Source organism: Pseudacidovorax sp. DMC4 (assembly GCF_056314265.1).
In genome coordinates, this window is record NZ_JBQUYR010000003.1 from 414,960 (window position 1) to 428,434 (window position 13,475).

Below are 13,475 nucleotides of genomic sequence, written 5' to 3' on the forward strand. Positions count from 1 at the left end.
GTGGATTGAGCCGCCCTGAGACGCCGCGGCGCCTTTTCAGTCCAGGTGCAGCCCCAGCATCCAGCTCGTCTTCTGCCAGGCCAGCACCTCTTCGCGCAGCAGGTGCGCCGACTGGGGATAGCGCTCCGCCCAGTCCTTGCGCGCCCGCACCGCAAAACCGCGTGCGCCCGACAGTTCCACGGCCAGCGCATCGGCTTCCGGGTCGCGCCGTGCGTGGCACAGGATGACCGCCAGCCGCAGGGCCAGCAACTGCGCGGCGAAAGTCTCATCGGCCATCGAGGCTTCGACCTTGCGCAGCTTGCCCCGGTGGCCGAGCACCAGTTGGCTCAGCGCATGGGTCTCGTTGACGGCGAAGCCGGGCACGTCCACGTTGTCGAGGATGTACGCGCCGTGCTTGTGGTAGTCGCTGTGCGAGATGTGCATGCCGATCTCGTGCAACTGCGCCGCCCAGCGCAGCTTGCGCAGGGCCCGACCGGCCCGGCTGGCGCTGGCGCCGCCGCGGGCTTCGGGCACCAGTTGCACGAAGAGCGCAGCGGCCACGTCGCCCACGCGCCGCGCCTGCGCCTCGTCGGCGTCGAAGCGGTGCGCCAGCCGCGCCACCGTGCTGTCGCGCAGGTCGGCCACGCCGTCGTCGCGCTCCAGCAGTTCGTACAGCACGCCGTGGCGCAGGGCGCCCTGTGCGACGCGCATCTCGTCGATGGAAAGCAGGTCGAACAACGCCCGCAGCACGGCCAGGCCGCCGCCGATGACGGGCTTGCGGTCTTCGCGCAGGCCGTCCAGGCGCAGGCGGTCGGCGCTGCCGGCCTTGAGCAGGCGGTCCAGCAGCCAGTCCAGGTCGGCGCGCGTGACCACGCCAGCACGTCCACCGGCCGCGGCCACCAGGTCGCCCACGGCGCCGATGGTGCCGGAGGCGCCATAGGCCGTGTCCCACTGGTCGCGGGTGTAGTTGTTGAGGGCGTCGTCCATGACGGCCTTGGCCGCGATCTCGGCGACGCGGAAGGCACTGACCGAGAACTGGCCATCCGGAAAGTGCTTCATCGACCAGGCGACGCTGCCCACCCGGTACGACTCCGTGGTCTGCGCCTGCAGGCCCGAGCCGATGATCATCTCGGTGGAGCGGCCGCCGATGTCGACCACCAGCCGGCGCTCGCTGTCGGCGACCTCGTTGCGCGGCAGCAGGTGGGCCACGCCCTGGTAGATCAGGCGGGCTTCCTCGCGGCCGGGAATGACGTCGATGCCGAAGCCGAGCACGGTGCGGGCCCGCAGCAGGAATTCCTCGCGGTTGCGCGCCTCGCGCAGCGTCTGCGTGGCCACCGCGCGGACCTGGGCGCGCTCGAAGCCGGCCAGCCGCTCGCCGAAGCGGGCCAGGGCCTCCCAGCCGCGCTGCATGGCCTCGTGGGTCAGGTTGCGTGCGCTGTCCAGGCCGTTGCCCAGGCGCACGGTCTCCTTGAAGTATTCGGCGCGCTGGATCTGCCCGTGGTCCACGCGGCCGATCTCCAGGCGAAAACTGTTGGAGCCGAGATCAATGGCGGCCAGGCGCGTTCCGTTCTGCATACATCAAGGAGGGAAAAGTCGGCCCCGATGGTAGCGGCGGCAGGCTGGCGATCCTCCGTCCGGGACATGACGAATTGATGACAGTGTCATGGTGGGCGAGCGCGCCCCGGGGCGGTTTTCCCTCGGAGATGGGGTGTCACATGGTTGTCACATGGCCTTTCTACAGTCCGCCGCAGACCCCCGGACCCGGGGGTGGTGACCCTTCGGAAAGGAAGACCATGAAGTCCGTGTTTCAAATTGCCGCCGCCGGCCTGACCCTCGCCGCTTGCGCGCATGTGCCCGCCTTCGCCCAGGAAGCCACCGGCGCCGGCGCCAGCTTCCCCGCCCCGCTGTACGCCAAGTGGGCCTCCGATTTCAACAAGGCCACCGGCGTCAAGATCAACTACCAGTCGGTCGGCTCCGGTGCCGGCATCAAGCAGATCGAGGCCAAGACCGTCGACTTCGGTGCCTCCGATGCCCCGTTGAAAGACGCCGAGCTGGAGTCCAAGGGCCTGCTGCAGTTCCCCACCGTCATCGGCGGCGTGATCCCCGTCGTGAACATCCAGGGCATCAAGGCCGGCGAACTCAAGCTGAGCGGCCAGGTGCTGGGCGACATCTACCTGGGCAAGATCGCCAAGTGGAACGACCCCGCCATCAAGTCCCTGAACCCCTCGCTGAACCTGCCCGACGCCGCCATCGCCCCGGTGCGCCGCGCCGATGGCTCGGGCACCAGCTTCCTGTTCACCAACTACCTGTCGAAGGTGAACGCCGAGTGGAAAGACAAGGTCGGTGAAGGCACGGCCGTGAACTGGCCGACCGGCGCCGGCGGCAAGGGCAACGAAGGCGTCGCCGCGTTCGTGGGCCGCCTGCCCAACTCGATCGGCTATGTCGAGTACGCCTACGTCAAGCAGAACAAGATGACCTACGCCCTGCTGCAGAACTCGGCCGGCAAGTTCGTCTCGCCCGAGGACACCGCCTTCAAGGCCGCCGCAGCGGGCGCCGACTGGAACAAGAGCTTCTACCAGGTGCTGACCAACCAGCCTGGCGACGGCGCCTGGCCCATCACCGGTGCCACCTTCATCCTGATGCACAAGGTGCAGGACAAGCCGGCCCAGGGCACCACCGTGCTCAAGTTCTTCGACTGGGCCTACAAGAACGGCGACAAGACCGCCGACGACCTGGACTACGTGCCGATGCCCGATGCCGTGAAGGCCACGATCCGCAAGTCGTGGGACGGCATCAAGGACGGCTCGGGCAAGGTCGTCGCCTCGCACTGACCCCGGCCCCCCTCGGGATTCCATAACTAAGACAAACCAGGAACAGGGAGCCGCATGACCCGCATCGCTGCCGAGTCGACGGTGCGGGTCGATGCGCGCCCGCAGGAGGTTCATACCGTGTCATCCACTCTCACCGCCGACGGCCAGGGGCTCGAGCGGCCCGCCGAGCGGGCCCGCCCCGCGGTGCCTCCGCCGGTCAAGCGTCCCCGCTCCGGCCCCATGGCCGACCTGCTGTTCGGCTGGGCCGCCAAGGGCGCTGCGCTGCTGACGCTGGCGCTGCTCATCGGCATCCTCGTCTCGCTCGTCATCGGCGCCTGGCCCGCCATCGCCAAGTACGGCCTGGGTTTCCTGACCAGCAGCGTCTGGGACCCCGTGCAGGAAGAGTTCGGCGGCCTGGTGATGATCTACGGCACGCTGGCGACCTCCATCATTGCCCTGCTGATCGCGGTGCCGGTGAGCTTCGGCATCGCGCTCTTCCTCACCGAACTCTCCCCCAGCTGGCTCAAGCGCCCGCTGGGCACGGCCATCGAGCTGCTGGCCGCCGTGCCCTCCATCGTGTACGGCATGTGGGGCCTGCTGGTCTTCGGCCCCATCCTCGCGACCTATGTGCAGCAGCCCCTGCAGAAGCTGCTGACCGGCGTGCCCGTGCTGGGTGCGCTGGTAGCCGGCCCACCCGTGGGCATCGGCATCCTGTCGGCCGGCATCATCCTGGCCATCATGATCATTCCCTTCATCGCCTCGGTGATGCGCGACGTCTTCGAGGTCACGCCCCCGATGCTGAAGGAGTCGGCCTACGGCCTGGGCGCCACCACCTGGGAGGTGGTGAGCAAGGTCGTGCTGCCCTACACCAAGGCCGGCGTGGTCGGCGGCATCATGCTCGGCCTGGGCCGCGCCCTGGGCGAGACCATGGCCGTGACCTTCGTCATCGGCAACATGAACCAGCTCGACTCTCTGTCCCTGTTCCAGGCGGCCAACAGCATCACCTCGGCGTTGGCCAACGAATTCGCCGAAGCCGGCGCCGGTCTTCACCAGGCCGCGCTGATGTACCTCGGCCTGGTCCTGTTCTTCATCACCTTCGTCGTGCTGTCGCTGTCCAAGCTGCTGCTGGCTCGCATGAAGAAGAGCGAAGGAGCCCGCTCGTGAGCGCCCCCAGCCCCGCCAGCACTTCCCAGCAACTGCTGGCCGCCCAGGCGCTGGCCCGCACCCGCGAGGCCAAGTACGCCCGCCGCTCGCGCGTCAACCAGGTGGCCCTCGCCCTGTCGCTGGCTGCCATGGCCTTCGGCGTGTTCTGGCTGATCTGGATCCTCTGGCAGACGCTGTACCTCGGCATCGGTGGCCTGTCCCTGGCCACCTTCACCGAGATGACGCCCCCGCCCAACGAGGCCGGCGGCATCCTGAACGCCATCTTCGGCTCGCTGGTGATGGTGGGCGTCGCCACCTTCGTCGGCACGCCCATCGGCATCATGGCCGGCATCTACCTGGCCGAGTACAACCCGCACGGCTGGCTGTCGTCGGTGATCCGCTTCGTCAACGACATCCTGCTGTCGGCGCCGTCCATCGTGATCGGCCTGTTCGTCTACTCGCTGGTGGTGGCGCAGTTCCGGTCCTTCTCGGGCCTGGCCGGCTCCATCGCGCTGGCGCTCATCACCATTCCGGTGGTGATCCGCACCACCGAGAACATGCTGCAGCTGGTGCCGCCGGGTCTGCGCGAAGCCGCCTACGCCCTGGGCACGCCCAAGTGGAAGGTGATCCTGTCGATCACGCTGCGCGCGGCCCGCGCCGGCGTCGTGACGGGCATCCTGCTGGCCGTGGCCCGCATCGCTGGCGAGACCGCACCGCTGCTGTTCACCGCGCTGAACAACCAGTTCTGGACGGCCGACGTCACCCAGCCGATGGCCAGCCTGCCGGTCACCATCTTCAAGTTCGCGATGAGCCCGTACGAGAACTGGCAGCAGCTGGCCTGGGCCGGCGTGTTCCTGATCACCGTCGCCGTCCTCGCCCTCAACATCCTGGCCCGCGTGCTTACGCGCGGCAAGAACTGATACCAAGAAGAGTCAAGCCATGGTTGCTACCGTCTCCACCCCCCCGCGTTCCAAGATCGCCGTCAAGGACCTGAACTTCTACTACGGCAAGTTCCACGCGCTCAAGGGCATCAACCTCGACATCCCCGAGAACAAGGTCACCGCCTTCATCGGTCCTTCGGGCTGTGGCAAGTCCACGCTGCTGCGCACCTTCAACCGCATGTTCGAGCTGTATCCCGAGCAGCGCGCCGAAGGCGCCATCGAGCTGGACGGCGAGAACCTGCTGACCTCCAAGCAGGACGTCGCCCTGGTGCGCGCCAAGGTCGGCATGGTCTTCCAGAAGCCCACGCCCTTCCCGATGTCGATCTACGACAACATCGCCTTCGGCGTGAAGCTGTTTGAGAACCTGTCGGCCTCGGACATGGACGACCGCGTCGAATGGGCGCTCAAGAAGGCCGCCCTGTGGACCGAGGTGCGCGACAAGCTGCACCAGAGCGGCTCTGGCCTCTCCGGCGGCCAGCAGCAGCGCCTGTGCATCGCCCGCGGCATCGCCATCAAGCCCGAAGTGCTGCTGCTGGACGAGCCCTGCTCGGCGCTGGACCCGATCTCCACCGCCAAGATCGAAGAGCTGATCGCCGAGCTCAAGGACGAATACACCGTGGTCATCGTGACCCACAACATGCAGCAGGCAGCCCGCTGCAGCGACTACACGGCCTACATGTACCTGGGGGACCTCATCGAGTTCGGCGCCACCGAGCAGATGTTCTTCAAGCCCAAGCGCAAGGAGACCGAGGACTACATCACGGGCCGTTTCGGCTGATGCCGGCACTGGAGACCACAGCGATGGCTGACAAACATCTTTCCACCCAGTTCGACAGCGAACTCAACGGCGTGTCCTCGCGCGTCATGGAACTCGGCGGCATGGTCGAGTCCCAGATCCGCCAGGCCGTCTATGCGCTGCTGCAGTTCGACACCGACGCCGCCGAGCGCGTGATCGAGACCGAGCCGCGCGTCAACGCGATGGAGATCGAGATCGACCGCGAGCTCTCGTCCATCATCGCCCGCCGCCAGCCGACGGCGCGCGACCTGCGCCTGTTGATCGCCATCTCCAAGACCACGGCCAACCTCGAGCGCGTGGGCGACGAGGCGAACAAGATCGCCCGCATGGTCAAGTCGATCATCGAGAGCGGCTCGGCCCGGGCGCTGCCCTGCACCGAGCTGCGCATCGCCGCCGATCTGGCGTCTGGGCTGCTGCGCAAGGCGCTGGATGCCTTCGCCCGCCTCGACACCGCCGGCGCGCTGTCGATCCTCAAGGAGGACGACCTGATCGACCAGGAGTTCGACGGCTTCGTGCGCAAGCTGGTCACCTACATGATGGAAGACCCGCGCACCATCTCGCCCAGCCTGGACCTGCTGTTCCTGGCCAAGGCCATCGAGCGCATCGGCGACCATGCGAAGAACATCGCCGAGTTCATCATCTACATCGTCAAGGGCGAGGACGTGCGGCACACTTCGATGCAAGAGATCGAGAGCGCGTTGAAGTGAAGCCCCCCAGGCTCCGCGCTTCGCGCTCCGCCAACCCCCCGGAGGGGGGCGCACCCAGCGGCCTGGCAAAGCCAGTTCCGCGGGTGCTTGGGCGTGGCCTGCTCCGCGGCCGTTCGAGCGGTGGGCGGGCTGAGCGGCTGTTGGCGATGGCTGCGCTGCCCGGACCTGGAAGAACACCATGAAGAAACCTCGTGTACTGATCGTGGAGGACGAGTCCTCCATCGCCGAGCTGCTGGCGGTGAACCTGCGGCACAACGGCTTCGAGCCCATCTGGGCCGAGGACGGCGTGAGCGCACAGCGCGAGATCGATGCGGTGCTGCCGGACATGATCCTGCTGGACTGGATGCTGCCGGGCCAGAGCGGCCTGCAGCTGGCGCGCCAGTGGCGCCGCGACGCCCGAACGAAGCAGGTGCCGATCCTGATGCTCACCGCCCGCGGCGACGAGCCGGACAAGGTGGCCGGACTGGACGCCGGCGCCGACGACTACATCACCAAGCCTTTCTCCACGCAGGAGATGCTGGCCCGCATCCGTGCCGTCCTGCGCCGCCGCGCGCCCGAGGCCGCGGTCGAACGGCTGGAGGCCGGCGAGCTGGTGCTCGACACCGCGACCCACCGCGTGACCTGGCAGGGAGCCGCCCTCAAGATGGGCCCGACCGAGTTCAAGCTGCTGGCCTACCTGATGCAGAACGCCGAGCGCGTGCACAGCCGCTCGCAACTGCTCGACAAGGTGTGGGGCGACCATGTCTTCATCGAGGAGCGCACGGTCGACGTCCACGTCAAGCGCCTGCGCGAGTCGCTGGGCGCCGCCGCCAGCATGGTCGAGACCGTGCGGGGCGCGGGCTACCGCTTCACCGTCCAGGCGACCGTCTGATCGGCCTGGCGCCGGGCCGCCGGATGCGCCGGCCGCTGCCCGTCTTCCTTCCTTCCGTGCGCGACTTTGCCCGCGGGCCCGCCGAGGCGGTGCCTGCCGATAATCCATGGCCATGCCCGGTCGTCTAGCCGCCTTTCTCTGCCTGTCCGCTGCAGGCGCCGCTGCCGCCGGCTTCCTGATGGGATGGCGCCTGGCCTGGGCCGGGGCCTGGGCGGGGGCGCTGGGCTGGCTGGTGCTGGACATGCTTCGGGCCCACAGCCTGATCCAGGCGATGCGCAACGACGCCCTGGGACTGCCGCCCGGCCGCTTCGGCCTGTGGGGCGAGCTGTCGGACCGCATCCGCCGCGCCTTGCGCCTGCGCGAGCAGCAGACCCAGCAGGCGGAGCAGCGTCTGCAGGAGTTCCTGGCCGCCATCCAGGCCTCGCCCAACGGCGTGGTGCTGGTGGACGAGGAAGGCCGCATCGAATGGTGCAACCAGACCGCCGGCGTCCACCTGGGGCTGGACGTCGAACGCGACCTGCAGCAGCTCATCGCCAATCTCGTGCGCGATCCTGCCTTCATCGGCTACCTCGCCTCGTGGAACTACAGCCGCGAGGTGGTCATCGATGCGCCGGTGGCCTCGCGCTCCGCGTCCGGACAGCCGATGCGGCTGTCGGTGCAGGCGCATCCCTACGCGGGCAACCGCCGGATGCTGCTCACGCGCGACATCACGGCGCTCGAGAAGGCCGAGGAGATGCGGCGTGACTTCGTCGCCAACGTGTCGCATGAGATCCGCACGCCCCTGACCGTGCTCACCGGCTTCGTCGAAACGCTGCAGACGCTGCCGCTGGACGCCGACGAGCGGGCCCGCTACCTGGCCCTGATGGGCCAGCAGGCCCAGCGCATGGGCACGCTGGTGGCCGACCTGCTGACGCTGTCGCGCCTCGAAGGCAGTGCGGCGCCGCCGGTCAACCAGTGGACGCGCATGAGGGCGCTGATGGCGCACTGCGAGGACGAGGCGCGTGGGCTCTCGGGCCGCATCGCGTCGCAGCCGCACAAGCTTTTCTTTGCCGTCGAGGCCGATTCGGAAGTCTCGGGCGTGCCGACCGAACTGCAGAGCGCCATGTCCAACCTCGTGACCAACGCCGTGCGCTATACGCCCGGTGGCGGCGAGGTGGTCGTCACCTGGCGCCTGCTGTCCGATGGCCGGGGCGAGTTCACGGTGCGCGACACCGGGCCGGGCGTGGCCGCCGAGCACATCCCGCGGCTGACCGAGCGCTTCTACCGCATCGACCGCAGTCGCTCGCGCGAGACAGGTGGGACTGGACTGGGCCTGGCCATCGTCAAGCACATCGTGCAGCGCCACGGCGGGCAACTGCGCATCGAGAGCGAGGTGGGCAAGGGGTCGCGCTTCTCGATCACCTTCCCGGCGACGCGCGTGCGCGAGGTGCGGGCGCGGCTGGCGGCCTCGGCCTCCGCGCCCGCCGCCTGAGGCGCCACGCGCCAGCGCGTGTGGTCAGGCGGGCGCCCGGCGCCCCTCAGTCGATGGGCCAGCGCTGGCGCACTTCGGCCAGGCGCGGCGCAATGGACAGGAAGAGCGCGACCAGCGTGGGATCGAAGTGCCGTCCCGATTCGCTGCGGATGTAGTCGAGGGCCCGTTCGGCAGTCCAGGCCTCCTTGTAGGGACGGCGCGATGTGAGGGCGTCGAACACGTCCGCGATGGCCACGATGCGTGCCTCCAGCGGGATCGCCTCGCCGCGCAGGCCCTGCGGATAGCCGGTGCCGTCCCATTTCTCGTGATGCGACAGGGCGATGGCGCGGGCCATGGTCAGGATCTCCGAGCTGTCGTTGCCGATGATCTCGGCGCCGATCAGCGGATGGCGGCGCATCACGTCCCATTCGTGGCTGTCGAGCGGTCCGGCCTTGCGCAGCAGGGCGTCGGGGATGCCGATCTTGCCCACGTCGTGCATGGGCGCGGCATGCAGCAGGTCGTCGGCCCATTCCTGCGTGCTACCCGCGGCCAGCGCCAGCTCGCGGGCGTAGTGGCTCATGCGGATGACGTGCATGCCCGTCTCGTTGTCCCGGTACTCGGCGGCGCGGCTGAGCCGCTGGACGATCTGCAACTGGGTGCGGCGCAGTTCCTCCGCGCGCACCAGTGACAGGTGGGTGCGCACGCGCGCCCGTACCACCGGCGGGTAGAGCGGCTTGGTGATGTAGTCGACGGCGCCGGCTTCCAGGCCGAGGGCCTCGCCCTGGCTGTCGGCGCGCGCGGTGCAGAAGATCACCGGGATGCTCGCCGTGGCCGGGTCCTCCTGCAGCACGCGGCAGACGGCATAGCCATCGAGCTCCGGCATCATGATGTCGAGCAGGATCAGGTCGGGCCGGTGTTCGCGGGCGAGTTGCAGGGCCCGCCGCCCGTCGGTAGCGAACACCAGCCGGTAGTCGGCCTGAAGCGCCAGACGCAGCACCTGGAGGTTGGAGGGTTCGTCGTCCACCAGCAGCAGGCAGGGCCGGCGATGGCGCGGGGCAGCTGTTTCGGCCGCGGCGGCGGGCAGGGCGGTGGGCGCAGCCGCGGGGGCGGGGGCCGGCATCTCCGGCGCCTGCGGTGCGACAGCCTCACCCACCAGCTGTTCGGCGGGCAGCGGACGCAGGAACTCGTGGCGCTCGCGGCCCCGGGCTTCGAGCCAGGCCCGCACCAGGCCCCGCGGCAGCAGCGCCGGCATCCGCCGTTCATGGCCGCTCGCGCCGTAGCGGGCCATCAGCGGATGGTCGTCCGCGTTGATGGTGAGCAGGGCGAAGCTCAGTTGCCGCACGCCGTTGTCGTCCAGCCAACTGCTCCACAGGCCGGCGATGCACAGGGCATGGCCGTCGCGCCGGCTGATGCGTGCGAGTTGCGGTACACGGGGGTCGACGCGGAAGTCCTGCACATAGATGGCTGCCACCGGCACCACGCAGAGCTGGTCCTTGGTCCAGGCCGTGGCGTAGGGCGACTTGCGCACTTCGTCGTCACGCACGAGGGCGGTGCGCAGTCGCAGCGCGGCCTCCATGCCGCCACGCCGGCTTTCCGCCGTCACCAGTCCCCAGCGCCCCATGCCCACCACGGGCGCGCCGGTCTGCTTGTGGATGAAGGCGCCCTGGCCGCCGGGCAGGACATCGTCCGCATGTGCCGCCGGGAGTTCCAGCGGCACGCTCTGTCGAAGATCGCGCGCAAGGACATCCCAGTGGCGATCTTGAGCAGGAGCGTATCGGGAGATCATCGATATCCAGCATAAGCGTTTGCGGGTCAGCGATGCGTCAGCCGAATCGCACTCGGCCATTTGGCATGCCGGCCGCCGTGTCGGCGGCACGAACGTGCAGGGCAATCCAGGCTATTTCCGACTATTTATGTTGGTTACTCTGTGCGACCGAAACACCGTCGCTATACTCTAGGGCTTCCTTCCCCGATAGCTCAGTCGGTAGAGCGCCGGACTGTTAATCCGTAGGTCCCTGGTTCGAGCCCAGGTCGGGGAGCCAATCAAGGCCACTGTGAACATCCTTCACCGGACCCGTTTGCAGCAAGGCATCCGCCCGATAAGCGACTTCGACTTCCGAGTTGGAGACCGTGATCTGGTCTAAGAACGCGCCCATAAAGGCGCGTTTTTTTTTGGCATCGGCCGCCATTATCGTTTCGTGCATCACCTCGATGGCCACTTCGGGGTCGATGTGCCGTTTGCGCTGCGGCACCTTGGCGCGCTCCAGGCGGTCCAGCTCGGCCTGCAGCTCATCGATCTGGGCGCGTGCTTCGTTCAGCTTGCCGATGACATCCGCCGGCGTGGCCCTCCCGTGTTCTGCCACGAAGTCCAGCAGCCCGTCCCGCTTTCCCTCGACGGCGCGCAGATCGCGCACCAGGCGGCCGCGCGCTGCCTCTCTGTCCCACAGCCAGGTTTCCGTCATTGCCGCCACGTCGTCCAGGGCCTTGGAGACCACCTCAGGCGTTAGCACGCGCTCAAGGATCGTCTGGGTAAGCCATTCGTCCATGAGGTCGGCGCGGATCGGCCGAAAGAGGCACTGAGGCCGCCCGTGCTTGTGAGCCACGCAGCTGTAGTAGCTGTACAGGGCCCCGCTGCGGGATGTGCCGTTCGTGATCTGCAGCAAGCTGCTGCATATGCCGCAGGTGAGCTTGCCCGCGAAAACGAACTCGCTGCGCGGCGTGCCATCTCCTTCGTGGGGCGTTCGGTCCTTGATCATGGTCTGAGCCCTTTCGAATGCTTCCTTGCTGATCAGCGGCTCGTGGGCGTCGACGGACACCCATTCGTCCAGCGGCTTCGCACGGCCGGTCCGGCTGTGCTTGCGGTTGTAGGTCTTTACGCCCGTGTAGACGCGGTTGTTGAGCAGGTACTGGACGCTGTTTTTCCCCCACCGGGCGCCGGCGCGGAGCAGTCCGGCATCGTTGAGCGCGTGGGCGATGGCCTGGGCGCCCAGGCCTTCCTGTAGGCAGAGGTCGAAGGCGCGCCGGACGATGGCAGCGGCCTCCAGATCCGGCACCATGCGGCGCCGCTTGCCCTCGTCCACCACGGCGTAGCCGTAGGGCACGCGCCCGCCGGTAAAGAAGCCCTAGGCCGCCACACGCTTCTGGGATCGCAAGGTGTCGCGGCTGATGTTGCGCGAGTGGAGCTCGTCCATCGCTGCCATGAAGGTGCGATTGATGAAGCCGGCATCCGTGTCGTCGTTGACGTCAGCGTTGAGGCACTCCAGCCGCGTGCCGCCATCTCGCAGGGTCTCCTGCGCCATGATGAGGTCCACGGCGTTCCTAGCCACGCGCGAGGTGGCCCACGTGACGAAAAAGTGGACGCCGGCCTGTTGACAAAAATCGACCGCTGCTTGGAAGCCGTGGCGGCCCTTTGTCGAGCGACCGCTGACCCCTTCATCCCTGAAGACCTTTAGCACCTCTGCGCCCAGCTGCTCGGCGCGACCGCGGCACTGCTCAACTTGCGCATCAAGCGAAACCCCTTCGGCGGCTTGGCGTTGGGTGCTAACGCGCGCATATATCACGGCGGTCTTCATCAGGACATGCTCCCATATGAACTAGTGCGAGGTGGATGAAGATATGGCATAAATTCAGTTGACAAACGCCGGAGGAATAAATGCTGGTTCGAGATTGGTGGAGTCATGCTCTTGATGAGTGGGACTATAAAGACACAATTTTCTGGGGCTATGTGGCATTCGCCCTAACAGGAATTGTGCTGTACATGCTCTTTAAGATTTTTAGTATGGATACTTGGAGCGCAGACAAATGGAGTGCACTAGCAAACTGGGCACAAGCATTCGGGGCTGTGATTGCGATCATTGCGGGATTTAGTGTTGCGCGATACCAACTAAACAAGCAGTTTGAGGCAGGGCGGGCTGCGGCGGCCAATGCTGTACGTCTTCAAATAATTTCTGCGTACCTCCTCCTAGAAAATATTCTTGAAGAAAAGCAGGGTCTAGTACAGACGCCGATGCAGCAGGGAGCGCTTAGCGATGGGCATATTATCTACGCGGAAGCTTCTTTAAAATCGATTTTGGAATCTTTGAATTCTTTCGCTGTCACTGCGCAGCCCAACAAGCAAGCACTTGAAATCAGCCGCATCGCAGCTCACAACATCATTGGGTTTTTGCATATTTTGGATCGTTTAAAAGAGGTCCCAGAAAATCGTCGTGGTAACGTTTTGATGCAGATAAATAAGTATAGGGATGGTATGACCACTTTTTGCAAAAGCTGCATTAAATGGATAAAAGAGAAGGTTGAGATACTTAGTACGGAACAAGAATTAAAATTGAGGAAAAAAGAAATTGAGGAAATCTATGCTCTTGATCGCGGAGAATACTCGTAACGGGGGATTCATTTCCTACCTCTCCTAGCGAGACGTAAAATGTGATTTCTTGTGAGCGATTCGCCTAGTTGGGCTTTAACGGCAGCGTGAATTTCGCTGCCACTTTGACCCATGGCGGCCAAGCTTTCGATGAACCGGTTCCGCTGAAAGCGCTGGAAGCTCGCGAAGCGTCGAAGGCGGACCTCGATCATGGATTCGTTGTCGGACAGCGGCAGCGAGCCGCCCGCGGCGGCGCCGTCGAGGTGCTTCCACAGGCGCACGAAATTTTCGTAGCCGATCAGGCGGGCTCCCTCCAGCCAAACAGCGGGCAGCCCCATCTCGTCGGCCCTGCAAAACCCCGCCACCCCGCATGAATGCTGGATTCCTTGCGGCTGGCGGTACACCGAATCCCCCAGGA

The 13,475-nt window shown here is 66.4% G+C and carries 13 protein-coding genes, 1 tRNA gene and 2 pseudogenes; 10 read left to right on the forward strand and 6 right to left on the reverse strand.

Annotated elements, in window-relative coordinates; all coding sequences use genetic code 11:
* Nucleotides 1–36: 36 nt before the first annotated feature.
* The gene (locus tag ACT54X_RS08640; RefSeq protein ID WP_476346064.1) at nucleotides 37–1,554 is read right to left on the reverse strand and encodes a Ppx/GppA phosphatase family protein; all 1,518 of its coding nucleotides are present in this window, start codon (nucleotides 1,552–1,554) and stop codon (nucleotides 37–39) included.
* A gap of 218 nt (nucleotides 1,555–1,772) precedes the next feature.
* On the opposite strand from ACT54X_RS08640, the gene pstS reads away from it, so the two are divergent.
* From pstS to phoR, 7 genes are all read left to right on the forward strand, one after another.
* Nucleotides 1,773–2,810, forward strand: coding sequence for a phosphate ABC transporter substrate-binding protein PstS (gene pstS, locus ACT54X_RS08645; RefSeq protein WP_476346066.1), 1,038 nt, complete (start codon nucleotides 1,773–1,775; stop codon nucleotides 2,808–2,810).
* A 219-nt stretch (nucleotides 2,811–3,029) separates the two neighbouring features.
* Nucleotides 3,030–3,953 (forward strand): phosphate ABC transporter permease subunit PstC, encoded by a 924-nt coding sequence (gene pstC / locus ACT54X_RS08650; RefSeq protein ID WP_294371819.1) that lies wholly within the window; start codon nucleotides 3,030–3,032, stop codon nucleotides 3,951–3,953.
* Nucleotides 3,950–4,852: a phosphate ABC transporter permease PstA gene (gene pstA / locus ACT54X_RS08655; RefSeq protein WP_476346068.1), complete on the forward strand. Its 903-nt coding sequence runs from the start codon at nucleotides 3,950–3,952 to the stop codon at nucleotides 4,850–4,852. The genes pstC and pstA overlap by 4 nt, the downstream gene beginning before the upstream one ends.
* A 19-nt stretch (nucleotides 4,853–4,871) precedes the next feature.
* Complete coding sequence (gene pstB, locus ACT54X_RS08660; RefSeq protein WP_017762158.1) at nucleotides 4,872–5,651, forward strand: phosphate ABC transporter ATP-binding protein PstB; 780 nt, start codon at nucleotides 4,872–4,874, stop codon at nucleotides 5,649–5,651.
* A gap of 23 nt (nucleotides 5,652–5,674) precedes the next feature.
* Complete coding sequence (phoU, locus tag ACT54X_RS08665; RefSeq protein WP_476346070.1) at nucleotides 5,675–6,376, forward strand: phosphate signaling complex protein PhoU; 702 nt, start codon at nucleotides 5,675–5,677, stop codon at nucleotides 6,374–6,376.
* Nucleotides 6,377–6,554: 178 nt separating this feature from the next.
* A complete protein-coding gene (gene phoB, locus ACT54X_RS08670; RefSeq protein WP_017760498.1) occupies nucleotides 6,555–7,247 on the forward strand; it encodes a phosphate regulon transcriptional regulator PhoB in 693 nt (230 codons plus the stop codon).
* 112 nt (nucleotides 7,248–7,359) lie between these two features.
* A complete protein-coding gene (phoR, locus tag ACT54X_RS08675; protein ID WP_294371411.1) occupies nucleotides 7,360–8,718 on the forward strand; it encodes a phosphate regulon sensor histidine kinase PhoR in 1,359 nt (452 codons plus the stop codon).
* Between the two features lie 46 nt (nucleotides 8,719–8,764).
* Here the strand turns inward: phoR and ACT54X_RS08680 are convergent, their stop codons facing one another.
* Together ACT54X_RS08680 and ACT54X_RS08685 are read right to left on the reverse strand one after the other, a co-directional pair.
* Nucleotides 8,765–9,817 carry an HD domain-containing phosphohydrolase gene (locus ACT54X_RS08680; protein WP_294371814.1) on the reverse strand — a complete coding sequence of 351 codons (1,053 nt, stop codon included), beginning with the start codon at nucleotides 9,815–9,817 and terminating at the stop codon, nucleotides 8,765–8,767.
* A gap of 27 nt (nucleotides 9,818–9,844) precedes the next feature.
* Nucleotides 9,845–10,543: pseudogene (locus ACT54X_RS08685) on the reverse strand (SOS response-associated peptidase family protein); the annotation flags it as partial.
* Nucleotides 10,544–10,663: 120 nt separating this feature from the next.
* On the opposite strand from ACT54X_RS08685, the gene ACT54X_RS08690 reads away from it, so the two are divergent.
* Nucleotides 10,664–10,739 (forward strand) — tRNA-Asn (locus ACT54X_RS08690).
* Nucleotides 10,740–10,895: 156 nt separating this feature from the next.
* Nucleotides 10,896–11,204: a hypothetical protein gene (locus ACT54X_RS08695; RefSeq protein WP_476346073.1), complete on the forward strand. Its 309-nt coding sequence runs from the start codon at nucleotides 10,896–10,898 to the stop codon at nucleotides 11,202–11,204.
* A 30-nt stretch (nucleotides 11,205–11,234) separates the two neighbouring features.
* Here ACT54X_RS08695 and ACT54X_RS08700 read toward each other — a convergent pair.
* Nucleotides 11,235–11,753, reverse strand: a pseudogene (locus ACT54X_RS08700) (recombinase family protein); the annotation flags it as partial.
* A gap of 66 nt (nucleotides 11,754–11,819) precedes the next feature.
* A complete protein-coding gene (locus ACT54X_RS08705) occupies nucleotides 11,820–12,269 on the reverse strand; it encodes a recombinase family protein (protein ID WP_476346074.1) in 450 nt (149 codons plus the stop codon).
* Between the two features lie 80 nt (nucleotides 12,270–12,349).
* Here ACT54X_RS08705 and ACT54X_RS08710 point away from each other — a divergent pair, with 80 nt between their 5' ends.
* Complete coding sequence (locus ACT54X_RS08710) at nucleotides 12,350–13,078, forward strand: hypothetical protein (RefSeq protein WP_476346076.1); 729 nt, start codon at nucleotides 12,350–12,352, stop codon at nucleotides 13,076–13,078.
* 8 nt (nucleotides 13,079–13,086) lie between these two features.
* On the opposite strand, the gene ACT54X_RS08715 is transcribed toward ACT54X_RS08710, so the two are convergent.
* Nucleotides 13,087–13,475: hypothetical protein (locus ACT54X_RS08715; RefSeq protein ID WP_476346077.1), on the reverse strand; the 389-nt coding region annotated here is incomplete at its 5' end.

Coding starts and splice junctions, on each gene's coding strand:
- phoB (WP_017760498.1), top strand. CDS start 6,555: ATGAAGAAACCTCGTGTACTGATCGTGGAGGACGAGTCCTCCATCGCC.
- pstC (WP_294371819.1), top strand. CDS start 3,030: ATGGCCGACCTGCTGTTCGGCTGGGCCGCCAAGGGCGCTGCGCTGCTG.
- ACT54X_RS08640 (WP_476346064.1), bottom strand. CDS start 1,554: ATGCAGAACGGAACGCGCCTGGCCGCCATTGATCTCGGCTCCAACAGT.
- ACT54X_RS08705 (WP_476346074.1), bottom strand. CDS start 12,269: ATGAAGACCGCCGTGATATATGCGCGCGTTAGCACCCAACGCCAAGCC.
- ACT54X_RS08680 (WP_294371814.1), bottom strand. CDS start 9,817: ATGCCGGCCCCCGCCCCCGCGGCTGCGCCCACCGCCCTGCCCGCCGCC.
- pstS (WP_476346066.1), top strand. CDS start 1,773: ATGAAGTCCGTGTTTCAAATTGCCGCCGCCGGCCTGACCCTCGCCGCT.
- phoR (WP_294371411.1), top strand. CDS start 7,360: ATGCCCGGTCGTCTAGCCGCCTTTCTCTGCCTGTCCGCTGCAGGCGCC.
- ACT54X_RS08710 (WP_476346076.1), top strand. CDS start 12,350: ATGCTGGTTCGAGATTGGTGGAGTCATGCTCTTGATGAGTGGGACTAT.
- phoU (WP_476346070.1), top strand. CDS start 5,675: ATGGCTGACAAACATCTTTCCACCCAGTTCGACAGCGAACTCAACGGC.
- pstB (WP_017762158.1), top strand. CDS start 4,872: ATGGTTGCTACCGTCTCCACCCCCCCGCGTTCCAAGATCGCCGTCAAG.